Source organism: Microbulbifer halophilus, assembly GCF_026183675.1.
Lineage (GTDB): Bacteria > Pseudomonadota > Gammaproteobacteria > Pseudomonadales > Cellvibrionaceae > Microbulbifer > Microbulbifer halophilus.
On the sequence record NZ_JAPIVK010000018.1, the window covers coordinates 1 to 26,257 of the forward strand.

The 26,257-nt window shown below is 63.0% G+C and carries 20 protein-coding genes and 2 tRNA genes; 20 read left to right on the forward strand and 2 right to left on the reverse strand.

The genetic code is table 11. The features are described from left to right. The first annotated feature begins 198 nt into the window (after positions 1-198). From gyrA to OQE62_RS10925, 13 genes are all read left to right on the forward strand, one after another. Complete coding sequence (gene gyrA, locus OQE62_RS10865) at positions 199-2,763, forward strand: DNA gyrase subunit A (protein ID WP_265722061.1); 2,565 nt, start codon at positions 199-201, stop codon at positions 2,761-2,763. 415 nt (positions 2,764-3,178) lie between these two features. Beyond that, complete coding sequence (gene serC / locus OQE62_RS10870; RefSeq protein WP_265722062.1) at positions 3,179-4,258, forward strand: 3-phosphoserine/phosphohydroxythreonine transaminase; 1,080 nt, start codon at positions 3,179-3,181, stop codon at positions 4,256-4,258. Between the two features lie 72 nt (positions 4,259-4,330). Further along, positions 4,331-5,446, forward strand: a complete 1,116-nt coding sequence (pheA, locus tag OQE62_RS10875) for a prephenate dehydratase (protein ID WP_377535587.1) — start codon at positions 4,331-4,333, stop codon at positions 5,444-5,446. After that, positions 5,446-7,692, forward strand: a complete 2,247-nt coding sequence (locus OQE62_RS10880) for a bifunctional prephenate dehydrogenase/3-phosphoshikimate 1-carboxyvinyltransferase (RefSeq protein WP_265722064.1) — start codon at positions 5,446-5,448, stop codon at positions 7,690-7,692. The genes pheA and OQE62_RS10880 overlap by 1 nt, the downstream gene beginning before the upstream one ends. Before the next feature lie 215 nt (positions 7,693-7,907). Then, on the forward strand, positions 7,908-8,606 hold the full coding sequence (cmk, locus tag OQE62_RS10885; protein WP_265722065.1) for a (d)CMP kinase: 699 nt from the start codon (positions 7,908-7,910) through the stop codon (positions 8,604-8,606). A gap of 172 nt (positions 8,607-8,778) precedes the next feature. Beyond that, positions 8,779-10,458, forward strand: a complete 1,680-nt coding sequence (gene rpsA / locus OQE62_RS10890; protein ID WP_265722066.1) for a 30S ribosomal protein S1 — start codon at positions 8,779-8,781, stop codon at positions 10,456-10,458. 128 nt (positions 10,459-10,586) lie between these two features. Beyond that, a complete protein-coding gene (ihfB, locus tag OQE62_RS10895; RefSeq protein WP_265722067.1) occupies positions 10,587-10,895 on the forward strand; it encodes an integration host factor subunit beta in 309 nt (102 codons plus the stop codon). A 106-nt stretch (positions 10,896-11,001) separates the two neighbouring features. Further along, positions 11,002-11,310, forward strand: a complete 309-nt coding sequence (locus OQE62_RS10900; protein ID WP_265722068.1) for a LapA family protein — start codon at positions 11,002-11,004, stop codon at positions 11,308-11,310. A gap of 2 nt (positions 11,311-11,312) precedes the next feature. Further along, on the forward strand, positions 11,313-12,506 hold the full coding sequence (gene lapB, locus OQE62_RS10905; protein WP_265722069.1) for a lipopolysaccharide assembly protein LapB: 1,194 nt from the start codon (positions 11,313-11,315) through the stop codon (positions 12,504-12,506). Positions 12,507-12,639: 133 nt separating this feature from the next. Next, the gene (gene pyrF / locus OQE62_RS10910; protein ID WP_265722070.1) at positions 12,640-13,362 is read left to right on the forward strand and encodes an orotidine-5'-phosphate decarboxylase; all 723 of its coding nucleotides are present in this window, start codon (positions 12,640-12,642) and stop codon (positions 13,360-13,362) included. Between the two features lie 116 nt (positions 13,363-13,478). Further along, a complete protein-coding gene (locus OQE62_RS10915) occupies positions 13,479-14,402 on the forward strand; it encodes an NAD-dependent epimerase/dehydratase family protein (RefSeq protein WP_265722071.1) in 924 nt (307 codons plus the stop codon). Next, positions 14,399-15,289 carry an MraY family glycosyltransferase gene (locus OQE62_RS10920; protein WP_265722072.1) on the forward strand — a complete coding sequence of 297 codons (891 nt, stop codon included), beginning with the start codon at positions 14,399-14,401 and terminating at the stop codon, positions 15,287-15,289. Before OQE62_RS10915 ends, OQE62_RS10920 begins: the two co-directional genes overlap by 4 nt. A 56-nt stretch (positions 15,290-15,345) precedes the next feature. Then, positions 15,346-17,301, forward strand: a complete 1,956-nt coding sequence (locus tag OQE62_RS10925; protein WP_265722073.1) for a polysaccharide biosynthesis protein — start codon at positions 15,346-15,348, stop codon at positions 17,299-17,301. Positions 17,302-17,498: 197 nt separating this feature from the next. Here the strand turns inward: OQE62_RS10925 and OQE62_RS10930 are convergent. After that, positions 17,499-17,574, reverse strand: a tRNA-Asn gene (locus OQE62_RS10930). A 268-nt stretch (positions 17,575-17,842) separates the two neighbouring features. On the opposite strand from OQE62_RS10930, the gene uvrB reads away from it, so the two are divergent. Beyond that, the gene (gene uvrB, locus OQE62_RS10935) at positions 17,843-19,852 is read left to right on the forward strand and encodes an excinuclease ABC subunit UvrB (RefSeq protein ID WP_265722074.1); all 2,010 of its coding nucleotides are present in this window, start codon (positions 17,843-17,845) and stop codon (positions 19,850-19,852) included. Between the two features lie 211 nt (positions 19,853-20,063). Here the strand turns inward: uvrB and OQE62_RS10940 are convergent, their stop codons facing one another. Beyond that, complete coding sequence (locus OQE62_RS10940; protein WP_265722075.1) at positions 20,064-21,050, reverse strand: DMT family transporter; 987 nt, start codon at positions 21,048-21,050, stop codon at positions 20,064-20,066. Positions 21,051-21,443: 393 nt separating this feature from the next. Between OQE62_RS10940 and OQE62_RS10945 the strand changes: the two genes are divergently transcribed. From OQE62_RS10945 to pheS, 6 genes are all read left to right on the forward strand, one after another. Continuing rightward, positions 21,444-21,520 (forward strand) — tRNA-Val (locus tag OQE62_RS10945). Positions 21,521-21,617: 97 nt separating this feature from the next. Next, complete coding sequence (gene thrS, locus OQE62_RS10950) at positions 21,618-23,546, forward strand: threonine--tRNA ligase (protein ID WP_265722076.1); 1,929 nt, start codon at positions 21,618-21,620, stop codon at positions 23,544-23,546. A 29-nt stretch (positions 23,547-23,575) separates the two neighbouring features. Then, complete coding sequence (infC, locus tag OQE62_RS10955; protein ID WP_265722142.1) at positions 23,576-24,115, forward strand: translation initiation factor IF-3; 540 nt, start codon at positions 23,576-23,578, stop codon at positions 24,113-24,115. Positions 24,116-24,255: 140 nt separating this feature from the next. Then, positions 24,256-24,450: a 50S ribosomal protein L35 gene (gene rpmI / locus OQE62_RS10960; protein WP_265722077.1), complete on the forward strand. Its 195-nt coding sequence runs from the start codon at positions 24,256-24,258 to the stop codon at positions 24,448-24,450. A 37-nt stretch (positions 24,451-24,487) separates the two neighbouring features. Beyond that, a complete protein-coding gene (gene rplT / locus OQE62_RS10965; RefSeq protein WP_265722078.1) occupies positions 24,488-24,847 on the forward strand; it encodes a 50S ribosomal protein L20 in 360 nt (119 codons plus the stop codon). Between the two features lie 208 nt (positions 24,848-25,055). Beyond that, positions 25,056-26,069 carry a phenylalanine--tRNA ligase subunit alpha gene (pheS, locus tag OQE62_RS10970; protein WP_265722079.1) on the forward strand — a complete coding sequence of 338 codons (1,014 nt, stop codon included), beginning with the start codon at positions 25,056-25,058 and terminating at the stop codon, positions 26,067-26,069. Positions 26,070-26,257 lie beyond the last annotated feature (188 nt).

Genomic DNA, 26,257 nt, shown 5'->3' on the forward strand with positions numbered 1-26,257 from the left:
CGAGTCCCGAGTCCCGAGTCCCGAGTCCCGAGTCCCGAGTCCCCAGTCCCCAGTCCCCAGTCCCCAGTCCCCAGTCCCTAGTCCCCAGTCCCCAGTCCCCAGTCCCCAGTCCCCAGTCCCCAAATCTATGGTAGAATCGCCCGCTTATCCGGGCCGGGTACTAAAGGCCTGCGTTATAAAAAGGAACGCCGTACAGCTATGGGCGAAATAGCCAAAGAAATCTCTCCGATCAACATCGAGGAAGAGCTCAAGCAGTCCTATCTCGACTATGCGATGAGTGTGATTGTGGGCCGGGCGCTGCCGGATGTGCGCGATGGCCTGAAGCCGGTACACCGGCGCGTGCTCTTCGCAATGTATGAACTGAAAAACGACTGGAACAAGCCGTACAAGAAATCGGCTCGTGTCGTCGGTGATGTAATCGGTAAGTATCACCCGCACGGTGATTCGGCGGTGTACGACACCATCGTGCGCATGGCGCAGCCGTTTTCCATGCGCTATACGCTGGTGGACGGCCAGGGCAACTTCGGTTCCATCGACGGTGACAACCCGGCGGCCATGCGTTACACCGAGATCCGCATGGACAAGCTGGCCCACGAGCTGCTGTCGGATATCGACAAGGAAACCGTCAACTACGTCGACAACTACGATGGTTCCGAGCAGATGCCGGAAGTGCTGCCGTCGCGGGTGCCCAACCTGCTGGTCAACGGCTCCTCCGGTATCGCCGTGGGCATGGCCACCAATATCCCGCCGCACAATATGAGCGAGGTGGTGAAGGCCTGCCTGGCGCTGATCGAGAACCCGGACCTGTCCATCGACGAGCTGATGGAGTATGTGCCGGGGCCGGATTTCCCCACCGGGGCCACCATCAACGGCCGCGCCGGTATCCTGATGGCCTACCGCACCGGCCGCGGCCGCATCTATGTGCGCGCCAAGGCGGACGTGGTGCGCGATGACAAGGCCAACAAAGAAACCATCATCGTCACCGAGATTCCCTATCAGCTGAACAAGGCGCGCCTGATCGAGCGCATCGCCGAGCTGGTCAAGGAAAAGAAGATCGAGGGCATCTCCGAGCTGCGCGACGAATCCGACAAGGAAGGCCTGCGCGTGGTGATCGAGCTCAAGCGCGGCGAGCTGGGCGAAGTGGTGCTGAACAACCTCTACTCGCAGACGCAGCTGGAGAGCGTCTTCGGTATCAATATGGTGGCGCTGGTGGACGGCCAGCCCAAGTTGCTGAACCTGAAGCAGCTGCTCGAGTATTTTGTCCGCCACCGCCAGGAAGTGGTCACCCGGCGCACGGTTTACCTGCTGCGCAAGGCGCGCGAGCGCGGCCATATCCTGGAAGGGCTGGCGATTGCCATTTCCAATATCGACCCGGTGATCGAGCTGATCAAGTCCTCACCGTCGCCGGCGGAGGCCCGCGAGGCCCTGCTGGCCAAGGGCTGGCCGGTGGGCGAGGTGCAGCAGTTCCTGGATCGCGCCGGCGCCGACGCCTGTCGCCCGGACGACCTGCCGGAGGAGTACGGCCTGCGCGACGACGGCGCCTACTACCTGTCGCCGGCCCAGGCCCAGGCGATCCTGGAGCTGCGTCTGCACCGCCTGACCGGCATGGAGCACGACAAGCTGCTGGCGGAGTACAGCGAGCGCCTGGAGCAGATCGCCGAGTACCTGCATATCCTCGGCAGCTTCGATCGCCTGATGGAGGTGATCCGCGAAGAGCTGGAGACACTCGACAAGGAGTTCGGTGACAAGCGCCGCTCCGATATCGTCGCCTCCCGCCAGGACCTGACAGTCGAGGACCTGATTGCCCCGGAAGACAAGGTGGTGACCATCTCCCACGGTGGCTACGCCAAGAGCCAGCCGCTGGCGGACTACCAGGCCCAGCGCCGCGGCGGAATGGGCAAGTCGGCCACCCAGGTGAAGGACGAGGACTTCGTCGAGCACCTGCTGATCGCCAACTCCCACGACACCATCCTTTGCTTTTCCAACAAGGGCAAGGTGTACTGGCTCAAGGTCTACGAAGTGCCCACCGCCGGGCGCGCCTCCCGCGGCCGGCCGATGGTCAACATGCTGCCGCTGGAGGAGGACGAGCGCATCAGCAGCATGATGCCGGTGTCCGAGTACGACGAGAACTACTTCATTTTCTTCGCTACCGCCAATGGCACCGTGAAGAAGACCCCGCTGACGGCGTTTTCACGCCCCCGCAGCGTCGGCCTGCGCGCCATCGCGCTGGAGGATGGCGACCGCCTGGTGGCCACCGCCATAACAGACGGCGAGCGGGATGTGATGCTGTTTACCAGCGCCGGCAAGGCCGTGCGCTTCTCCGAGGGCAATGTGCGCTCCATGGGCCGCGTGTCCCGCGGTGTGCGCGGTATCCGCATGGCCGAGGGCAAGCAGGTCATCGCCATGGTGATCCCGCAGGAGGGCGGTGCCGTATTGACTGCCACCGAGCACGGGTACGGCAAGCGCACCGCCATCGAGGAGTTCCCCACCAAGGGCCGCGGCACCCAGGGCGTGATCGCCATGGCCGAGAGCGAGCGCAACGGCGAGCTGGTGGGGGCCTGCCAGGTATTGCCGGGCGAGGAGATCATGCTGATCTCCGACCAGGGCACCCTGGTGCGCACCCGCGTCGACGAGGTCTCCCTGCTGAGCCGCAATACCCAGGGCGTGCGGGTGATCCGCCTGAAGGAGGGCGAGCACCTGGTTGGCCTGGCGCGCATCGAGGAGACGGAAGACGAAGAGCCGGAAGAGGGCGGGGAAGAGTGATTCCCGTCACCGCTCACAGAAAAGGCTGCGATTTTCGCGGCCTTTTTTGTGTACTGCGGGCCTAAAAACGCGCAAAGGGATGATGGTCCTTTTCCATTTCCGGGCTTTTTAGTCGATTTATCTACTCAGGTTTCGGGGTTCGAAATGCTTTTCGATGCCACAAGCCGGGACGGGGAGCGCCTTTCTGGGACTGTCTGCGAGAGGGACCTCGCGGACAAGCCTACAGGGATGTATACGGGGGGGCGCCTAGCCCGTGTCCCAGAAAGGCGCTCCCCGTCCCGGCTGCCGAAACTAAACCCCCGAAACTTGAGTTACCTAGAACCAGTTTTCGCAGGATGGGCAGAGCGCAGCGGGCCCATCGACCGACACTGATGGGCACGCTGCGCTTTGCCCATCCTACAGGCGACTATTTTCGATGAGGAAGTACAATTTCTGCTCGGGCCCGGCGGCGCTGCCGGAAGCGGTTTTGCGCAGGGCCCAGGAAGAACTGCTGGACTGGGGCGGCCGGGGCTGCTCGGTCATGGAAGTGAGTCACCGCTCGGCAGATTTTGTGGCGGTGGCCGAGCGGGCCGAACAGGACCTGCGCGATCTCCTCTCCATTCCCGACAACTACAAGGTGCTTTTTCTGCAGGGCGGCGCCACCGGCCAGTTCAGTGCCGTGCCCTGGAACCTGTTGGGAGCCGGCTCCAGGAAGATCGACATTATCCACTCCGGCCAGTGGGCCAGGAAAGCGATTGCCGAGGCCGGCCGCTACGGCGAGGTCAACCTGGTCGCCTCCGCCGAGGACCGCAACTTCAGCTATGCGCCGGGGCCGGATGCCTGGCAACAGAGTGCCGATGCGGCCTATTTTCACTATGTGCCCAACGAGACCATCGGCGGGGTGGAGTTCAACTATGTTCCGGAGGTGAGCTGCCCGCTGGTGGCGGACATGTCCTCGAGCATCCTGTCGCGACCGGTGGACGTGGAAAAGTTCGGCGTGATCTTCGCCGGTGCCCAGAAGAATATCGGCCCCTCCGGAATCGCCGTGGCCATAGTGCGTGAGGATCTGCTGGAGCGTGCCCTGCCGGATATTCCCCGCAGCCTGCACTGGAAGATCGCCGCCGACGCCGGCTCCATGGACAATACGCCCCCGACCTTCGCCTGGTATCTCTCCGGTCTGGTGTTCCAGTGGCTGAAAGAGCAGGGCGGTGTCGAGGCGATGGCAGAGCTGAGCCGGCGCAAATCGCAGCTGCTGTACGACTTTATCGACCGCAGCGATTTTTACTCCAATCCGGTGGCCCGGGACAGCCGTTCGCGTATGAATATCCCGTTTGTGCTGGCGGACGCGCGCCTGGACAAGCAGTTCCTGCGCGAGAGCGAGGCAGCCGGGCTGCTGAACCTGCCGGGCCACCGCTCCGTGGGTGGTATGCGCGCATCGCTCTACAATGCCGTGCCCGTGGAGGCCGTAGAGGCGCTGGTGGACTTTATGGCCGACTTTGAAGCACGCAACGGCTGAACATCAACACGGGATCTGATCCTGTGACTGTAGGAGCCTGCGAGCAGGTTCCTACAACGTATACCGGACCGAATGGAAAAACGGATGAGTAAAGAAACCAAAGGCAGCGATCCACAACTGCTGTCGCTGCGCGACCGCATCGACGAGATCGATGGGACCATTGCCCGCCTGATCAGCGAGCGCGCCGAGTGCGCCCTGAAGGTGGCGGAAGTGAAAAAAGCCACCGGCGAGGACGCCCTCTACTACCGCCCGGAGCGCGAGGCGCAGGTATTGCGCCGCGCCATGGACCGCAACCGGGGCCCGCTGACCGACGAGGAAATGGCGCGGCTGTTCCGCGAGATCATGTCCGCCTGCCTGGCCCTGGAAGAGCCGGTGAAAGTCGCCTACCTGGGCCCGGAGGGCACCTTCACCCAGCAGGCGGCGCTGAAGCATTTCGGCAACTCGGCGCAGAGCCGCCCGCTGGCCGCCATCGACGAGGTGTTTCGCGAAGTGGAGGCCGGTGCGGCCAACTACGGTGTGGTGCCGGTGGAGAATTCCACCGAGGGCGTGATCAATCACACCCTGGACAATTTCATACACTCCAACCTGCAGATCTGCGGCGAAGTGGAGCTGCGGATTCACCACCACCTGATGATCTCGGATATCACCCGCGCCGATTCCATCACGCGTATCTATTCCCACGCCCAGAGCCTGGCCCAGTGCCGCAAGTGGCTGGACTCCCACTACCCGAATGTGGAGCGGGTGGCGGTGGCCAGCAACGCCGAGGCGGCCAAGCGGGTCAAGGGCGAGTGGAATGCGGCGGCCATCGCCGGCGATATGGCCGCGGACCTCTACGGCCTGAAAATGCTGGCGGAGAAGATCGAGGATCGCCCGGACAACTCCACCCGCTTCCTGATTATCGGCGACCGGGCCGTGCCCGCCAGCGGCGACGACAAGACCTCGCTGATGGTGTCCATGCGCAACGAGCCGGGCGCCCTGCACGACCTGTTGGAGCCCTTCCGCCGCCACGGTGTGGACCTGACCCGCGTGGAAACGCGCCCGTCCCAGTCGGGCAACTGGACCTATGTGTTCTTTATCGACTTCCGGGGCCACCGGGACACGCCGGAAGTCGCCGAGGCACTGAACGAAGTGGGTGCCGGTGCTGCGGACATGAAAGTGCTGGGCTCCTACCCGCGCGGGGTGCTCTGATGGTCGAAACGACGGAGGCGCAACCTTCCATCGGCCGCCTGGTGGTGATCGGCATTGGCCTGATCGGCGGCAGCCTGGCGCTGGCGCTCAGGGCCGCCGGCGCCTGCCGCGAAGTGATCGGCGTCGCGCGCCGACAGAAGACCTGTGAGCAGGCGGTGGCGCTGGGCATTGTCGATCGCGCTGTTACCGGGCTGGGCGAAGTGTTGCCGGAGCTGGAAAGTGGCGATGTGATCTTTGTCGCCGTGCCCACGCTGGCGGTGGAGCAGGTGTTTGCCGATCTTCGCGATAAGCTGCCCGCCGGCGTGACCGTTACCGATGGCGCCAGCGTCAAGGGCAGCGTGATCGCCGCGGCGGAAAAGGTCTGGGGCAGGGTGCCGGAGTTCCTGGTGCCGGGCCACCCGATTGCCGGCTCGGAAAAAAGCGGCGTGACCGCGGCGCGGGACGATCTCTATATCGCCCACCGGATTATCGTAACCCCGGTGGAGGATACCGATGCAGGGCACCTGCAGCGTGTGGTACAGATGTGGCAGGCCACTGGCGCGGAAGTGCTGAACATGCCGGTGCGCGAGCACGACGAAGTGCTGGCCGCCACCAGCCACCTGCCCCATGTGATCGCCTTCGGACTGGTGGACACCCTGGCACACGATGCCGAGAACGAAAATATATTCCGCTACGCCGCCGGCGGCTTCCGCGACTTCACCCGTATCGCTTCCAGCGACCCGGTGATGTGGCGGGATATCATGCTGGCGAACCGCGATGCCATCCTCAAGTCGATCGATCTCTACAGCGCCAACCTGGATTCGCTGCGCGCGGCCATTGCCACCGGTGACAGCGACCGGCTGATGGGGGTCTTTACCCGGGCCAAGGCGGCGCGGGATCACTTTACAAAAATGTTGGCCAAGAAAGCGTATACAGAGCCTATGCAAGCACAGGAAGTTACTTTTATCGCGCAACCGGGGGAAAGCGTCAGCGGCGAGCTGCGGGTGCCCGGCGACAAATCCATGTCCCACCGCTCCATCATGCTGGGCTCGCTGGCCGAGGGCGTGACCGAGATCGAGGGCTTTCTCCAGGGAGAGGATGCCCTGGCGACGCTGCAGGCGTTCCGCGATATGGGAGTTGTGATCGAGGGGCCGGTGGACGGCCGCGTGACCGTGCACGGCGTCGGCCTGCACGGTCTGCAGGCGCCGCCGGGACCGCTGTACGTCGGCAATTCCGGCACCGCCATGCGCCTGTTTGCAGGCCTGCTCGCCGGCCAGGCGTTCGATGTGACCCTGACCGGGGACGAGTCCCTGTCCAAGCGACCCATGAACCGTGTCGCCGATCCGCTGCGGGAAATGGGTGCGGAAATCGAGACCGGGCCGGAAGGGCGTCCGCCACTGATGATCAAGGGCGGTGCCAGGCTGCACGGCATCGATTACAAACTGCCGATGGCCAGTGCCCAAGTGAAATCCTGTGTGCTGCTGGCTGGCCTCTACGCTGACGGCGAGACCAGTAGCACCGAACCGGCGCCGACCCGCGACCACACCGAGCGTATGCTCACCGGCTTCGGCTACGAAGTGCAGCGCGATGGCGCCCGCGCGACCCTGTGCGGTGGTGGCAGGTTGGCCGGCGGCAGGATCGACGTGCCCGCGGATATCTCTTCCGCTACCTTCTTTATGGTGGCCGCGGCCATCGCCCCGGGCTCCGACCTGTTGCTGGAGCATGTGGGTGTCAACCCGACCCGGGACGGTGCAATCAATATCCTGCGCCTGATGGGCGCCGATATCGAGCTGCTGAATCGCCGCGAGGTCGGCGGCGAACCGGTGGCGGATATCCGCGTGCGCCACGCGCCACTGAAAGGTATCCGTATCCCCGAGGAGCAGGTGCCGCTGGCCATCGACGAGTTCCCGGCGCTGTTTGTCGCCGCCGCCTGTGCGGAGGGCGAGACGGTGCTGACCGGCGCCGAAGAGCTGCGGGTCAAGGAGAGCGACCGCATCCGGGCCATGGCCGATGGCCTGGAAGTGCTGGGCGTCGACGCGGAGCCCACCCCGGACGGTATCGTGATCCGCGGCGCCGGCGAGGGCCCGGCCTTTGGTGGCGGCACCGTCGACAGCCTCGGCGACCACCGCATCGCCATGGCCTTCGCCGTGGCATCCCTGCGCGCCCGGGATACAATCCGTATACTGCACTGCGCCAATGTGGCCACGTCCTTCCCGAACTTCGCCGAGCTGGCGAACCGGGCGGGCCTGAAGCTGCAAGAGGTCTGAGCGAAGTGCTCCCCTCTCCCGGAGGGAGAAGGGACGGTTCAGTGGCTGAAGCGGGCTCCGGGGGCGGGTTAATCCCCGTTGCCGCTACAAAGCTCCCCTCTCCCACCGGGAGAGGGGCCGGGGGAGAGGGCATCGAACGGCACCCCCCTCTCCCTGACCCTCTCCCCGGGGAGAGGGAACTGATACGTGCCGGGACAGAACCCAATACTCCCAATATGACTGATACACAACATCGAGCTCCCGTCATCGCCATCGACGGCCCCAGCGGCTCCGGCAAGGGCACCATCGCCAAACTGCTGGCGGAACAACTGGGCTACTCCCTGCTGGACTCCGGCGCCCTCTACCGCCTGACGGCGCTGGCGGCGCTGGACCGAGATGCGGACCTGACCGACGAAGCGACCCTGACCGAGATCGCCGGCAACCTGGATATCCGCTTCGAGCTGCGCGACGGCGAAGTGGCGGCGCTGTTGGAAGGGCGGGATGTGACGCGGGATATCCGCATGGAACGGGTGAGCATGGCCGCCTCGAAAGTGGCCGCCATGCCCGGTGTGCGCGCGGCACTGCTGGAGTGCCAGCGGGACTTCCGGCGGGCCCCGGGCCTGGTCGCCGACGGGCGCGATATGGGCACCACGGTATTCCCCGACGCGCCGGTCAAAATCTTCCTGACCGCCAGCGCCGAAGAGCGCGCCCGGCGGCGTTTTGAGCAGTTGCGGGGCAAGGGGGTTTCTGTTAGCCTCCGCGACCTGCTGGAGGACATCCGCGCCCGGGACGCGCGGGATATGAACCGCGAAACCTCCCCCCTGGCTCCCGCCGAAGACGCAGTCGAGCTCGACAGCACCGGGGTGGATATCGACGGTGTCCTGCAGCGGGTACTGCGGCTGGTGCGCGACCGGATCGAGATTCGGGGCGCCTGAAGGCGGTACAGACACTACAATCAGTTTCTAACGACAGCGGCCGGGATCAGCCAGAATCGCCCGGCCGTTGTTGTAATCCGACCCGCGTGCTGGCAGCGCGGAGGGACTGCGACTGGCGGTTGACTGAATTCATTAGTCATCATCGGTCGGGTCCGACTATATAGGTAATGTAATGAGCGAGAGCTTTGCTGAACTATTTGAAGAGAGCCTGAAAAGCGTAGAAATGGCCCCCGGATCCATCGTGACCGGTGTGGTAATCGACGTGGACAAAGACTGGGTGACCGTACACGCGGGCCTCAAGTCCGAAGGCGTTATCCCCGCTTCCCAGTTCGCCGACGAAAACGGCGAAGTGACCCTGCAGCCGGGCGACGAAGTACAGGTTGCACTGGAAGCTGTAGAAGACGGTTTCGGTGAAACCCGTCTGTCCCGCGAGAAGGCCAAGCGCGCAGAAGCCTGGAAGATCCTCGACGCGGCCCACGCTGCCGACGAAGTGGTCAAGGGGGTTATCAGCGGCAAGGTCAAAGGTGGCTTTACTGTCGACGTTGCCAATATCCGCGCATTCCTGCCGGGCTCCCTGGTAGACGTACGCCCGGTGCGCGACACCGCACACCTGGAAGGCAAAGAACTCGAATTCAAGGTCATCAAGCTGGACGCCAAGCGCAACAACGTGGTGGTTTCCCGCCGCGCGGTGATGGAAGCGGCGACTTCCGAAGAGCGCGAAGCACTGCTGGCCAGCCTGCAGGAAGGCATGACCATCAAGGGTATCGTCAAGAACCTGACCGACTACGGTGCCTTCGTGGACCTGGGCGGTATCGACGGCCTGCTGCACATCACCGACATGGCCTGGAAGCGCATCAAGCACCCGAGCGAGATCGTCAACGTCGGCGACGAGATCGATGTCAAGGTGCTGAAGTTCGACCGCGAGCGCCAGCGCGTCTCCCTGGGCCTGAAGCAGCTGGGCGAAGATCCGTGGGTGTCCATCAAGTCCCGCTACCCGGAAAACAGCCGCGTGAAGGCGACTGTCACCAACCTCACCGACTACGGCTGCTTCGCCGAGCTGGAAGAGGGCGTCGAGGGTCTGGTGCACGTTTCCGAAATGGACTGGACCAACAAGAACATCCACCCGTCCAAGGTTGTCCAGGTGGGCGACGAGATCGAGGTGATGATCCTGGACATCGACGAAGAGCGCCGCCGTATCTCCCTGGGCATCAAGCAGTGCCAGGAGAATCCGTGGGATGCCTTCGCGCGCAAATACGCCAAGGGCGACAGGATCTCCGGCAAGATCAAGTCCATCACCGACTTCGGTATCTTCATTGGCCTGGACGGCAGCATCGACGGCCTGGTACACCTGTCCGATATCTCCTGGAACGAGTCCGGCGAAGAAGCCGTGCGCAAGTTCAAGAAGGGCGACGAGATCGAGACCGTTATCCTGGGCATCGACTCCGAGCGCGAGCGTATCTCCCTGGGTATCAAGCAGCTGGAGTCCGATCCGTTCAATGACTACGTGACTGCCAACGATCGCGGCACCATCGTCAAGGGCACCATCAAGGAAGTCGACGCCAAGCAGGCGGTCATCACCCTGGCGGATGAAGTCGAAGGCGTACTGCGCGCCTCCGAAATCAGCCGCGACAAGGTGGAAGACGCCCGCAACGTGCTGAAAGAAGGTGAGGAAATCGAAACCAAGATCACCAGCGTGGATCGCAAGAACCGCGTGATCAGCCTGTCCATCAAGGCCAAGGACCAGGACGACGAGAAGCAGGCGGTCAAGGAGCACGGCAAGAAGCAGGCCGAACAGGTTCAGCCGGCGACTATCGGCGACCTGATCAAGGCACAGATGAACAACAAGGAGTGATAACTTCTGGTTGTTGATCGTCCTGAACTGATTGTTCAGGGCAATACGAGAGCCGGACTGGGGTTGCCCAGTCCGGCTTTCTATTAGATGATTGCAAATCAATAACTTACAGAAGAATGCGGGGACGCATGACCAAGTCCGAACTGATCGAAAGGATTGCGTTGAGGTTGGACCAGCTGCCAGTCAAAGATGTGGAGCTGGCGGTGAAGGTAATGTTGGATTCCATGTCGGATGTGCTGTCCCGGGGGGAGCGCATCGAAATCCGCGGATTCGGCAGTTTTTCCCTCCACTACCGCGCACCGCGCACCGGGCGAAACCCCAAGACCGGGGATGCAGTAGAGCTGGCGGGCAAATACGTGCCCCATTTCAAGCCGGGCAAGGAGCTGCGCGACAGAGTCAACCGCCGCATGCACAAAGACACAGCGACCGAAGTATGATTATTCGGTCGGCGTCCCGACGGTCGGCGCTCCGACAGTCGGCGCCCCGCTTTGTGGCTCCGTTCGAGTTGCCGATTTAATTTCCTTCCGGAACGCGGAGGTTCCCTTGTCATTCTTGCGCTGGTTATTGCGTCTCTTCTACGGGCTGCTGGCATTGCTCTGTATTGCTGTCGGCGTTTATTTTGCCGTCGACAACCCCGATACCATCGCGCCCAACTTCGCCGGCCATGCAATGCCTCCCGGCAGTGTCGGTTTCTGGCTGATCGGGGCCCTGTTGGTGGGGTTACTGATCGGCTTTATCGTCAGCCTGCTGCCGTTCTACGCGGAGCGCCGGCGAGCGCGCGGGCTGGAGCGACAATTGCAGCGGCTTGAACGGGAACTGTACACAGTGCGTCGACAGGTGTCCGCGGACTAGCAATGGCCGATCTAACCTTTTTCTTTTTTCTGCTCGCGGCCATCGCCATCGGCTGGTTGCTGGGGCGCAGGAGCGTCCGGAAAAAAGCAAATCGTAACGACCACCAGCAGCAGACGCTGGCGCAGTCCTATGCCCAGGGGCTCAACTACCTGTTGAACGAGCGTCACGACGACGCCATCGACAAATTCATCGATGCGCTGGAGGTCAGCAGCGCCACCTTCGATACGCACCTGGCGCTCGGCAACCAGCTGCGCAAGCGCGGTGAACACGACCAGGCAATCCGCGTGCACCAGAATCTGCTCGCGCGCCCCAGTCTGGCCCGCGCCAGCCAACAGCGGGCCCAGTTGGAGCTGGCGCGGGACTATATTGCCGCGGGCTGGCTGGACCGGGCCGAGCGGCTACTGCAGGAACTGGTGGAGACATCGTCCGACTTGCGCAACACCAGTCTCGAGCACCTGGTGGAGGTCTACCGCGACGAGCGCGAGTGGGCCAAGGCGATTCACGCCGTCAACCTGCTGCACGGCCGCCGCTTCAAGCGCCTCTCCGTGGAGTGGGCGCCGGTGCAGGCGCACTTCTGCTGCGAGCTGGCGGAAGAGGCGATCAACTCCAAAGACTACCTGAGTGCGCGCAAACATATCGATGCCGCGCTGGGCTACGACCGCAACTCGGTGCGCGCCAACCTGCTCTGGGGGCGGCTCGAGCACCTGCTCAACCGGCCACGGGAAGCCATCAAGGTACTGCAGCGTATTCCCAAGCAGAGCCCGGACTATATCCCCGAGACCCTGGAGCTGCTGATCACCTGCCACGAAGCGATCGGCGACGAAAAGGGGCTGGACCGGTATCTGGAGTTACTGCTGCGGGAACACCCGTCCAACAGCGTGCTGATCGCGCTTACAGAACGCATCCACCAGCAGCAGAGCGAGGCGGCCGCGGCCGCCTTCATGGGCAAGCAGCTGGCGTTGCGCCCGTCGCTGCGCGGCCTGGGGCACTTCATCGACCTGCACATCGATAGCACCCAGGGGCGCGCGCGGGAAAACCTGTCGCTGCTGAAGACCCTGATCGACCAGTTGATCGCCAGCCGCCCCCACTACCGCTGCGGCAACTGCGGTTTCTCCGGCAACCAGCTCCACTGGCTCTGCCCCAGCTGCAAGCACTGGGACTCCGTTCGCTCGGTCAAGGGCGTGGAGGGAGAGTGAGAAGCGCGGCTGGCCAGTGATCAATAAATAATCGACCAAAATGCGGGGGGAGCGCTGCGGCGGGCAACCGCTTCGTGCGCTCCCTCCATGGCCGCCATCCGTGGCGGCCCCGCACCAGTAGAGAGGTATCCTTTTGCAAACCGAGATTTCTTCCCCGATTATCGTCGCCCTGGACTACGACAACACCGACGCCGCGCTGGCGATGGCCGACCAGTTGGATCCCGCTCTGTGCCGGGTCAAGGTGGGCAAGGAACTGTTTACCGCCGCGGGACCGGAGCTGGTCCGGGCGCTGGTGGCGCGGGGATTCGAGGTGTTTCTCGATCTCAAATTCCACGATATCCCCAATACCGTGGCCAGGGCCGTCGCGGCGGCCGCCGGGCTGGGTGTGTGGATGGTCAACGTACACGCCAGTGGCGGCGCGCGGATGATGGAGGCGGCGGCGCGGGCCCTGCAGCCCTACGGCGACGACAGGCCGCTGCTGATCGGCGTGACGGTACTCACCAGTACCGCGCCGGAAGAACTGGCGGCCACCGGCGTGAGTCGCTCCCTGGAAGAGCAGGTCGCTTTCCTGGCCGGCCAGGTAAAGGACTGCGGCCTGGACGGGGTGGTCTGCTCCGCGCGCGAGGCACCGATACTGCGTCGCCAGTGTGGTGCGGGTTTTTCCCTGGTAACCCCGGGTATCCGGCCCGCAGGGGCCGCGACCGATGACCAGCGCCGCATAGTGACGCCGGCCCAGGCGCTGGAGTGGGGAGCCGACTACCTGGTGATCGGGCGCCCGATCACCGCCGCCGGGGAGCCGATGAAGGCCCTGAATGATATTCTCGCTGAAATCCGGACCGGACGTAATAACACGTAATCAGATCGCGGCCAAAGTGGCCGGGTTGGTTGGTAAGGTAGTATGGGATGTAAAAGTGACCCCGAAGCGAAAATTACAATAATCGAACTGACTGAATTTTGAGCAAAACAAAGAAGATGGCGCGTTGGGTTGTAATAGGCGGCACTGGATTTATTGGCGAGGCCCTGTGCCGTCGCCTGCAACGGGATGGCCACCGGGTGCTGTCGGTATCGCGTTCGCCCTGTGGTCCGGAAAACTGTGACCACTTCCCCCTGACGCTGTGTGCCAATAGTGATTTTTCCCGCCTTTTCCGGCCCGGCGACCGGGTTGTCTACGCCGCGGGTCTCGCCGACCGCATCGACTGCGAGCGCCAGCCGGAACTGGCGCACTGGCTCAACAGCGACTGCCCGCTGGCACTGCTGCGAAACGCCGATGCCGCCGGTGCCGAATCTTTCGTCTACTTGTCCAGCGTCAAGGCGCTGTGTCCGCCGCGCGGGGTCGTTGCCGACGAGGTGACCGGCGCCCCGGCCGAGGATTGTTACGGTCGCAGCAAATGGCTGGGAGAGCGGCAGCTGCTGGCGGAGGAATCGCGCTGCCGGGTCAATGTCATTCGCCCGGCATCGGTCTACGGTCGCAGTGACAGCGCTGTTCCCCCCGCCGGCCGTGTACAGCGCTGGCGTCGACTGTTGTGCGCAGTGGGGCGAGCGGTTCCGCTGATGCCCGCCAGTGGTCGCCGCAGCTTTGTAGCGCTGGACGATCTGCTGCGGGCGATTCTGCTGGTGTCCGAAGCACCCTGCGAGCACCAGGTGTTCATCGCGGCGGAACCCCATTACTACGACCTGGCCAGTATCGTGTCGGCGCTGAGCGGCGCGAGGACGCGCCCCAGCAGTCTGTTGACCAGTCTGTTGTTGGCGCCTCTGAGACCGCTGCACCGGTTTGGGCCGGCGCGCGCACTGCTTGAGTTGGAGCAGAGCGAGCTCTATAGTGCCGCCCGCCTGCGCAATGCCCTGGCCTGGCGTCCGCAGGAGCGATTGGGTCAGTTTTTGCGGGAGGCGCCGTGACAGGTCTGGTGGGAGAGTGGTCGCTTCCGATACTGCTGGCCGCGGCGGTGAGCTACGGGACCATGGCGATGTTGCTGTCGCGCATGGGAGCTTTTGCGCTGGATCTGCCCAATCATCGTTCCATGCACGATACACCGGTGCCGCGTACCGGTGGCTGGGCCCTGGTGGCCGGCTGTACCGTGGCCCTGATCTTCAGTCCGGTAGCCCCGCCGGCCTCGCTGTTGCTGGGGTTTGCCCTGCTGCTGGGTGTCTCCGCCATCGACGATCTGCGCCATGTACCGGCCCGGATCCGTTTCCCGGTGCATATGCTGGCGGTGGCGCTGGTGCTGGGGGCGCTGCCACAACCCCTGGCCTGGTGGTGGTATCCGCTACTGCTGCTCGGCGGTGTGTGGATGATCAATCTGTACAACTTCATGGACGGTATGGATGGCCTGGCCGGCAGCATGAGTGCGGTCGGCTTTGCCACGCTGGGGCTGATCGGGGCCTGGCGGGGCGATGAAAACCTGGCCGGTCTCTGTGCCCTGCTGGTGGTGGGGGCGCTGGTGTTCCTGCGCTACAACTGGCCGTCGGCGAATCTCTTTCTCGGCGATGCCGGGTCCACCTCACTGGGGCTGGCCGCTGTGGCCATCGGTCTCCACGGCTGGCAGCGGGGGGCCTTCGGGCTGCTGGTGCCGATTGTCGTCTTCGCACCTTTCTGGCTGGATGCGTCGCTGACCCTGTCGCGCCGTATGCTGGGTGGCAAGCGCTGGTGGGAGGCGCATCGCGAGCACTTTTATCAGCGCAGCGCCATGCGCATCGGCGTAAAAAAAACACTCTATTGGGAACTTTCGGCCATACTGGCAACGTCGTTATTGGCATGGGTAATGGTAATATCCGGATTGGCCTGAACGGCTGTGATGCTCACGGTTGAAATGATGGGCATCCTGAGGGATTTGGGGGATATGTGAATCGCATCTCGCGGACAATACAGAAAAACTACAAACCGGCATTGATGTTGCTGTACGACCTCTTGATGCTGGCCGCCGCTTTTATGGTGGCCATGACGATCCGGATCAGTGAGCTGTCGCCGGCGCTGGAGCCGGCGATGCTGATCTGCCTGGGGCTCACCCTGGGATCCAGCAGTTTTATCTTCATGAGACTGGGGCTCTACAGGACGGTCATCCGCTATATGGGCCAGCAGGCCCTGGTGGCCGTATTGCAGGGGGTGACGGCCTCGGCGGTGGTGCTTGCGGTTGCCTCCTACCTGACTTACGCCGGCGTGCCGCGTTCGGTGCCGGTGATCTACTGGTGTTTTGCCCTGATCGCCGTGGGCGGCTCGCGCTGGCTGGTGCGCGTTTACTACCAGATGGCGATGGAAATCCACAAATCCCGCGTCGCCATCTATGGCGCCGGCACTGCCGGCCTGCAGATGTACAAGGCGCTGGTGCACGGCGAACTCTACAAACCGGTGGCTTTTTTCGACGACAACGCCTCCAAGCAGAACACCCTGATCGATGGCGTGCTGGTCTATAACCCGGCCAATATTCTCGATGTGGTGGCCGAGCGGGATATCTCCGAAATCCTGCTGGCGATGCCCGGCGTGCCGAAGCGCCGGCGCCGAGAAATTACCCGCGGTTTGCGGGACAGCGGCCTGGTAGTCAAGGTTATTCCCGGCGTGGAAGAACTGGTCGACGGGGCGGGGCGCGTCTCCGACGTGGCGCAGATCTATGAAAATATTCTCGGCCGCGCCCCGGTGGAGCCCGACAAAACCCTGATCGCCGAATCCATCAGCGGCAAGGTGGTGCTGGTAACCGGCGCCGGCGGCTCCATCGGTTCGGAACTCTGTCGCCAGATCGCCCAATGGGGCCCTGCGCACCTGGTGATGGTGGAGACTTCCGAATACGCCCTCTACCAGATCGAGCGCGAACTCTGCCAGCAGAGACAGGACGATGGCCTGGAGCTGCAGGTAACCCCGCTGCTGGGGGACGTGCGCGACCGCGCGCGCATGGCGGAGATCATCGAGAGTTTCGCCGTGCACACCATCTACCACGCGGCGGCCTACAAGCATGTACCGCTGGTGGAGCAGAATGTGGTACTCGGCGCCGACAACAATATCCTCGGTACCCTGTCTGTACTGGAGGCGGCCGAGGCCTTTGGTGTGGAGCAGTTCGTGTTGATTTCCACCGACAAGGCGGTGCGGCCGACCAATGTCATGGGGGCCACCAAGCGCTTCGCGGAGCTGGTCTGCCAGGATTTCGGGCGCCGCTTTGCGCGCACCCGGATCTGTATGGTGCGGTTCGGCAATGTGCTCGGTTCGTCCGGGTCGGTGATCCCGCTGTTTTCCGACCAGATCAACGCCGGCGGCCCGGTTACCGTGACGCACCCCAAGGTTACCCGTTACTTCATGACCATTCCGGAAGCCGCGCAGTTGGTCCTGCAGGCCGGCAGCATGGGGCGCAACGGCGAGGTGTTCGTGCTGGATATGGGCGAGCCGGTACGCATCTACGACCTGGCCCGCCGCCTGATCCAGATCATGGGGCACACGGTGCGGGACGAGGGCAATCCGGACGGGGATATCGAGATCCAGATTACCGGCCTGCGCCCCGGCGAGAAACTCTATGAAGAGCTGTTGCTCGGCGATAGCGTCGCCGGCACCGACCACCCGATGATCATGCGGGCGGAAGAGGAGAGGCTTGCCAGCGAGCAGTTGCAACTGCTTGTCGGCAGTCTGCGCGATGCCTGCGGCAGCCTCGATTGCGAGCGGGTACACGAAATCCTGCTGGAGGCGGTCAAGGATTACGCCCCCAGGCAGAGCCTGGTGGATGTGGTCTGGTCCCACCGCCGCGACCAGCGCCCGGCGCGCCCCACCGGCCAGGTGGAGCGGTTGCGCCTGCCCACTGACTCGGGGGCGGAGCGTTAGGAGGTTTGTAGCTCGGGGCCCGAGGGACACGGGGGCGACCCTGCTGCCGGGTGCGCCTGGCAGCAGGGCCTTTGCATCGGCATCACGACTTGAGCCGAACAGTATTATCGCTCGCACGACAGCTTCTGAATCTCACTGAAAATGTATGACCCAGAACGAAAAAGCCCCCAAGCTTGCGCTTGGGGGCTTTTCGTATTTGGCTCCGCCTGCTGGGCTCGAACCAGCGACCCATTGATTAACAGTCAATTGCTCTACCAACTGAGCTAAGGCGGAATATCTGTGTTCCGGCCGACCCGGTGTGTGCCGTGTCGTTCAGATGGCGCGTATAGTATAGAGCGCCCCCCGGCGGGTCAACCCCTTTTTTGCACTTTAACTGATTGATTTGTCAGGCATTTATTTTTCTGGTTGGTTTGTGCAAAAAGTCGGCAGGAAATGTGACTGGCGCGGCATTCTTTAGGAGCCAGTCGATGTTTGTGGCTTTGGCGGCGAGGTCCTACAATCGCTGATTGCTTTTTAACGACAGCGGTGGCGGTAAGGTTCTATGGAGTCGCGTCCTTTTCAGGTGGTGAGCAAATACGAGCCGGCGGGCGATCAGCCCAAGGCGATAGAGGCGCTGGTCGAGGGGGTGGGGGACGGCCTCAGCCACCAGACGCTGCTGGGGGTCACCGGCTCGGGCAAGACCTTCACCATGGCCAATATCGTCGAGCAGGTACAGCGCCCGGCGATCGTGATGGCCCACAACAAGACCCTGGCGGCGCAGTTGTACGGGGAGTTCAAGGAGTTCTTCCCCAGGAACGCGGTCGAGTATTTCGTCTCCTACTACGACTACTACCAGCCGGAAGCCTACGTGCCGTCCTCCGACACCTTTATCGAGAAGGATGCCTCGGTCAACGAGCATATCGAGCAGATGCGGCTGTCGGCCACCAAGGCGTTGATCGAGCGCCGCGATGTGATCGTGGTGGCAACCGTCTCCGCCATCTACGGCCTGGGCGACCCGGACAAGTACCTGAAGATGGTGCTGCACCTGGATCGCGGCGACCTGGTGGATCAGCGCACCATACTGCGCCGCCTGGCCGAACTGCAGTACACCCGCAACGACACCGATTTCCGCCGCGCCACCTACCGGGTGCGCGGCGATATCATCGATATCTACCCGGCGGACTCGGATATGGAGGCGGTGCGCCTGTCCCTGTTCGACGAGGAAATCGAGGAGATCACCCTGTTCGATCCGCTCACCGGTGAGCAGATCCAGAAGGTGCCGCGGGTCACCATCTTCCCCAAGTCCCACTATGTGACGCCGCGGGACACCATCGTCAGCGCCATCGACCAGATCAAGGAGGAACTGCGCGAGCGCCTGGAGCAGATGCGCGAGAACGGCAAGCTGCTGGAAGCCCAGCGACTGGAGCAGCGCACCCGCTACGACCTGGAAATGCTGCAGGAGCTGGGTTACTGCAACGGCGTGGAGAACTATTCCCGCTACCTGTCCGGCCGCGGCGTCGGCCAGCCGCCGCCCACGCTGTTCGACTATCTGCCCGACGATGCCATGCTGTTCATCGACGAGAGCCATGTGACCGTGCCGCAGGTCGGCGGCATGTACCGCGGCGACCGCTCCCGCAAGGAGACGCTGGTGGAGTATGGTTTCCGCCTGCCGTCGGCACTGGACAACCGCCCGCTCAAATTCGAGGAGTGGGAGCAGTTGGCGCCGCAGACCATTTTCGTCTCTGCAACACCGGGCCCCTACGAGAAAGAGCACGCCGGCCAGGTGGTGGAGCAGGTGGTGCGTCCCACCGGGCTGGTGGATCCGGAGGTGGAAGTGCGCCCGGCGTCGACCCAGGTGGACGATGCCCTGTCGGAAATCCATCGCTGCGTGAAGGAGGATCAGCGCGTACTGATCACCGTGCTGACCAAGCGTATGGCGGAAGACCTGACCGAATACCTGAGCGAGAGCGGCGTGCGTGTACGCTACCTGCACTCGGATATCGACACGGTGGAGCGGGTGGAAATCATCCGCGACCTGCGCATCGGCGAGTTCGATGTGCTGGTGGGGATCAACCTGCTGCGGGAGGGGCTGGATATGCCGGAGGTCTCCCTGGTGGCCATCTTCGACGCCGACAAGGAGGGCTTCCTGCGCTCCGATCGCTCCCTGATCCAGACCATCGGCCGCGCCGCGCGCAATCTGCAGGGCAGGGCGATTCTCTACGCGGACAAGATCACCGACTCCATGCGCCGCGCCCTGGACGAAACCCAGCGCCGGCGCGAAAAACAGCTGGAGTTCAATACCGAGCACAAGATCACGCCGAAGGGGATTCGCAAGAGCGTCGCCGATATCATGGAGGGCGCCATCGCCCCCGGTGTGCCCGGCAAGGGTCGGCGCAAGGTGGCCGAGGGCAAGGGCGCCTACAGGGTCGACGAGAAACCCCTGTCGGACAAACAGCGCTGGGCGCGCGTCGAGGAGCTGGAAGAGCAGATGTACAAGCACGCCAAGAACCTTGAGTTTGAGGCCGCCGCGAAAATCCGCGACGAGCTCGTCAGGCTCAAGGAGGGGCAGTAGTTTCTGTCTTTGTTTTCGGCGTGGGGGGCTCGGCCCGGCGCCCCTCTCCCTAACCCTCTCCCGGTGGGAGAGGGGACTGGTATCGGGCCTGAGAAGGCTCGGAGGCTGGTTTGCTCCCCGGTGTTTCCGGCTTGGCTCCCCTCTCCCATCGGGAGAGGGGTCGGGGGAGAGGGGCGGATTTCCCCCGCAAGCAATTCTGTCGTCCGCACCGTCAACCCCCGCTGGACGCGGCACTCCGACCTTGGGGCACTTTACCGAGCTGCCCGTCGCCAACTTTCTTCAACAACATCAGGCTGCCGATAATCACCGCCATTCCCACCAGGTGATAAACCGTAAACGGCTCCCCCAATACCCATGCCGCCGCGATGAGCGTAATCACCGGCCCGCTGGTGCCCACCGCCCCGGTCGCCGCCGCCCCGATGCGCTCGATCGCCGCGCTCATCATCAGCGACGGCACTACGGTGCAGGCAAAGGCGACAATCAGCGCGTAGCCGTATACCGGCAGCGGTTGCTCCAGCCGCGATATATTTCCCTGCAGCGTAAAGTGCACGGCAATCGCCACGCTGGCCGCCATCATCGCCAGCGCCGTGAACTGGCGGCTCCCCAGGCGCCGGATTGCACCCTCGCTGAAAGTCACGTAAACGGCAAAGCTCAGCGCGGCGCCGGCGGTCAGCAGAGCGCCCCAGGTGATGGCCTGGAAGGGCACCCAGCCCGGTGCCGCCGTATCGGTGCCAAAGGCACTGTCCTGCCAGTAGATCAGCAGAATGCCGCAGTAGGCGCCGAGAATGCACAGCAACTGTTTCGGTGCCACCGGTTTGCGCAGGAACCACCAGCCCAGCAGCAACACCATGGTCGGGTAGAGGTAGAGGATCAGTCGCTCGAAGTTGGCGCTGATATAACGCAGCCCCTGCAGGTCGAGAAAACTCGCCAGGTAGTAACTGCAGAATCCCAGCGCCGCGGTTGTCGCCAGCAGGCGCGGCGAGACCGGCCGCCAGTCACCGCCGCGTTTCAGCAGCGCCAGGATGGCCAGGTAGAAGGGCAGTGCCAGCAGCATGCGCAGCAGGATGAAGGTTTCCACGTCCACGCCGTGGCGATAGGCGAGCTTGATGAAAATGGCCTTGATGGAGAAGAGTCCCGCGGCGGCGAAGGCGAGGAAATAGCCATTGCCGGGCAGGGTGGCGAAATGCTTGGTCTTCACGGTAGTCCCTTGTCGGTGCCGGGCCGAAAAGGGTGAGTGGACAACAGCCTTTCCAGCGCGGCCGTTGTCGTTGCAGGTGAAGTGAATCTCAGGCAGGCGACAGCGGGCCGGTGCAGCGAATCAGCCACACTAGCGATACGGAAATCTTTACTGCAGATACCGCGATCATGCCTGCCGGGTCCGTTTTACCTGATGAGATTCGCCACCATTAGGCCATATCGCCTTCGCCCCTGTCCACGGCCCCCGGATTCACGCTGTGCCCGCTGCAAGCTGCGGATACAGCGATGAGCAAATTTACCGCCGCTTGTGGTTACTAAGTTGTTGAAAACACTGAAAACCGGTGCTAAAGTTCGCGCTCTTCGCAGCTGGGGGATTCCCGCTGCAACCCAATACAGACCCGTAGCTCAGTTGGTCAGAGCGCTGCCTTGACATGGCAGAGGTCAGCGGTTCAAGTCCGCTCGGGTCTACCATCTTCAAGGTGCGCTCCGCACCCGGGCAGATGCCCGGATTCATCGAGTTGATTCATGCGGTCTTTGGTAGGGATCGCCACTGAAAGAAGGAAGTACAATGCCCGTTGTCACTCTCCCCGACGGTTCCCGTCGCGAATTTCCCGAACCCGTTTCTGTCTACGAGGTCGCCGCCGATATCGGCACCGGGCTGGCCAAGGCCGCGCTCGCCGGTGTGGTGGACGGCAAAGAGGTCGACACCAGCCATGTAATCGACCGCGACGCGGAGCTGGCGATCGTGACCGACCGCCAGCCGGAAGGCCTGGAAATCATCCGTCACTCTACCGCGCACCTGCTGGCCCAGGCGGTCAAGCAGCTGTACCCGTCCGCGCAGGTCACCATCGGCCCGGTGGTCGAGGACGGCTTCTATTACGACTTCGCCTACGAGCGCCAGTTTACGCCGGAAGACCTGGAGAAGATCGAGCAGCGCATGAACGAGCTGGCCAGGGAAGATATCCCGGTCAGCCGCCGCCTGATGCCGCGCGACGAAGCGGTGAAATACTTTCGCGACATGGGCGAGGAGTACAAGGCGCAGATCATCGCCGATATCCCCTCGGACGAGGATATCTCCCTGTACCGCCAGGGCGATTTCGAAGACCTCTGCCGCGGCCCGCACGTGCCGTCCACCGGCAAGCTGAAGGCATTCAAGCTGACCAAGGTGGCCGGCGCCTACTGGCGCGGCGACGCCAACAACGAGATGCTGACTCGTGTCTACGGTACCGCCTGGGGCAACAAGAAGGAGCTCAAGGCCTACCTGCACCGCATCGAAGAGGCGGAAAAGCGCGATCATCGCAAGCTGGCGAAGAAATTCGATCTCTTCCATATTCAGGAAGAGGCGCCCGGCATGGTGTTCTGGCATCCCAACGGCTGGACCATCTACAGCACCATCGAGCAGTACATGCGCCAGCGCCAGCGCGAGTACGGCTACCGGGAGATCAAGACGCCGCAACTGGTGGACTTCAGCCTGTGGGAGCGCTCCGGCCACGCGGACAAGTTCAGCGACGACATGTTCTCGCTCACCAGCGAGGAGCGCCAGTTCGCCATCAAGCCGATGAACTGCCCCTGCCATGTGCAGGTGTTCAACCAGGGTCTGCGCAGCTACCGCGACCTGCCGCTGCGCCTGGCGGAATTCGGCTCCTGCCACCGCAGCGAGCCGTCCGGTTCCCTGCACGGCCTGATGCGCGTGCGCGGCTTCGTGCAGGACGACGGCCATATCTTCTGTGGCGAGGGCCAGATCCAGTCGGAAGTGTCCGACTTCATGGAGCTGCTGCACTCGGTCTATAAGGATTTCGGCTTCGAAGAGGTCATCTACCGCCTCTCCACCCGCCCGGAAAAGCGCGTGGGATCCGACGAGAGCTGGGACAGGGCCGAGAAGGCCCTGGCCGACGCCCTGGATACCGCCGGCCTGCCCTGGCAGGAGCTGCCGGGCGAGGGCGCCTTCTACGGGCCCAAGATCGAGTTCTCCCTGAAGGACTGCCTGGGCCGCGTCTGGCAGTGCGGCACCATCCAGGTGGACTTCTCCATGCCGGGCCGCCTGGACGCCCAGTATGTGGCGGAAGATGGCTCGCGCCAGACCCCGGTGATGCTGCACCGGGCGGCACTGGGCTCCTTCGAGCGTTTTATCGGTATACTGATCGAGCACTACGAGGGCGCCTTCCCCACCTGGCTGGCGCCCCAGCAGGTGGCGATCATGAATATCACGGACCGCCAGAGCGAATACTGCCGAAATCTGGAGGCCCGGCTGGGCGAGTTGCAGTATCGCGCTGAAGCCGACTTGAGAAACGAGAAGATCGGCTTTAAAATCCGCGAGCACACGCTACAGCGTGTTCCTTATCTGCTGGTAATTGGCGATAAGGAAGTAGAGAACCAGACGGTCGCCGTGCGGACACGCAGCGGTGAGGATCTGGGAACCATGACTTTCGAGTCGTTCCTGGACATCCTCAAGCGGGACGTGGATCGCCGCGGCCGTTTGTCTATTGAGAATTCCTAGCACGACTTGGCAACCGGGAGACCATAGCTATTAAACGAGCCAACAAGGGACGGTCCAAAAAGGCCCGCATCAATGATCAGATCGAGGCGTCCGAAGTCCGCCTAATCGGCGCCGACGGTGAGCAGGTAGGGATCGTATCCCTGGATGAAGCACTGGAAGCCGCGCAGCAGGCCAATCTGGATCTCGTTGAAATTGCGCCGGACTCCGATCCGATAGTCTGTAAGATCATGGACTACGGCAAGCACATTTTTGAAGCCAAAAAGGCCAAAAATGCCGCCAAGAAGAAACAGAAGCAGCAGCAGATCAAGGAAATGAAGTTCCGCCCCGGTACCGATATCGGGGACTACCAGATCAAGCTGCGCAACCTGACCCGCTTCCTGGAGGCCGGGGACAAGGCCAAGATTTCCCTGCGCTTCCGCGGCCGGGAAATGGCGCACCAGGAACTGGGTATGGAAATGATGCAACGCATCGAGAAAGACCTGGAAGAGCTGGCCATTGTGGAGCAGCGGCCGAAGATGGAAGGTCGCCAGATGATCATGGTGATGGCTCCCAGCAAGAAGAAAAAGTGAGATTCGGGTAGCGATACCGGGATTTCCTTTAGAGAGAAGCGGTTGGGCGACGGCTGCCTCCCCGCTCTCATAACGCCGCCGTTTGCCGGTGGTTATTCAAAATGCCTGTCCGCAGGCCCATTTTTACTCTGGAGTACAAAATGCCGAAAGCAAAAGCACACAGTGGCGCCGCCAAGCGCTTCAAGAAGACGGCTGCAGGCTACAAGCACAAGCACGCCAACAAGAGCCACATCCTCACCAAGATGACCACCAAGCGCAAGCGTCAGCTGCGCGGCACCCAGACCATGAACAAGTCTGACGCCACCCTGGTCGATCGCATGCTGCGCGCCAAGTAATTGGCCCATTCGCAACAAGAGTTAAGAGGATAGAGTTATGGCCCGTGTAAAACGTGGTGTAGAGGCGCGTCGTCGTCACAAGAAAATTATGAAGCAGGCCAAGGGTTACTACGGTGCGCGTTCGCGTGTATTCCGTGTAGCCAAGCAGGCGGTGATCAAGGCCGGCCAGTACGCTTACCGCGACCGCCGTGTCAGAAAGCGCAACTTCCGCCAGCTGTGGATTACCCGCATCAACGCGCAGTCCCGCACTGAAGGCCTGTCCTACAGCCGCCTGATCGCCGGCCTGAAAAAGGCCGACATCTCCCTGGACCGCCGTGTCCTGGCGGACCTGGCGGTCTACGACAAAGCCGCTTTTGCTGCCGTGGTTGAGAAAGCCAAGGCAGCCCTGACAGCGTAAGTTGTCGCTTCAGTTGCCGCGGCACCTGTGATGATGGTAGGTGCCCCGGACTGGACACGAAAATAGGGAAGGGCTGTAGTGGCCCTTCCCTATTTTTTTATGCAGCCGGTCACCGCCGTGCCCGCTGCAGAGAGATAAAATCGCCTGCGCGTCCTGTTCCTGACGAACGCGGGGCCAGAGAAAAAACAAGTCATACGGGAAGGATTCAATGCAAGATCTGCAGTCCCTCACTGATCAGGCACTGGAGTTGGTGGAAAAGGCCGACGGCCTGGCCGCGCTGGACCAGGTGCGGGTGGATTACCTGGGCAAGAAAGGCCAGCTCACCGCGCTGCTGAAAGGTCTGGGGAAACTGTCTGCTGAAGAGCGCCCGGCAGCCGGTGCCAAAATCAACGAAGCCAAGCAGCGGGTGCAGGAAAAGATCAACGCCCGCCGCACCGAGCTGGAGCAGGCCGCCATCGACGCCAAGCTGGCCGAGGAGACCATCGACGTCACCCTGCCGGGCCGCGGCGAGGCAACGGGCAATGCGCACCCGGTCACCCGCACCCTGCGCCGCATCGAGGAATTGTTCGTACGCCTGGGTTTCACCGTGGAGGAGGGGCCCGAGGTCGAGGACGACTACCACAACTTCGAAGCGCTCAATATTCCCGCCCACCACCCGGCGCGGGCCATGCACGATACCTTCTATATCGACCCGTCCACGGTGTTGCGCACCCATACCTCCCCGGTGCAGATCCGCACCATGGAGAAGACCGCGCCGCCGATCCGCATCATCTGCCCCGGCCGCGTCTACCGCTGCGATTCCGACGTGACCCACTCGCCCATGTTCCACCAGGTGGAAGGCCTGGTGGTGGACAAGGGCGTCAGCTTCGCCCACCTCAAGGGCTGCGTGGACCAGTTCCTGAAAGCCTTCTTCGAAGCGGACGTACCGGTGCGCTTTCGCCCGTCCTATTTCCCCTTCACCGAGCCCTCCGCGGAAGTGGACATCCAGTGCACCTCCTGCGGCGGCGAGGGCTGCCGCGTCTGCTCCGGCAGCGGCTGGCTGGAAGTGATGGGCTGCGGCATGGTGCACCCCAACGTTTTCGCTTCCTGCGATATCGACAGCGAAACCTATTCCGGCTTCGCCTTCGGCATGGGCGTAGAACGCCTCGCTATGCTCCGCTACGGCGTCAACGACCTGCGCCTCTTCTTCGACAACGACCTGCGCTTCCTGAAGCAGTTCTAACAAAGCTCCCCTCTCCCTCCGGGAGAGGGGCCGGGGGAGAGGGCTCTTCGGGCTCCCGCGGAGTTATTTTTCGGCCCCCCCCCGGGACTGCGGAGCTCCAGCTCCGCCCTGGGAACGCCGAGCTCCAGCTCGGCCAGCGGGCCGCAAGCCCGCCCGCCGCAAGGCGGTGGTAGGGGCCTGCTTGCAGG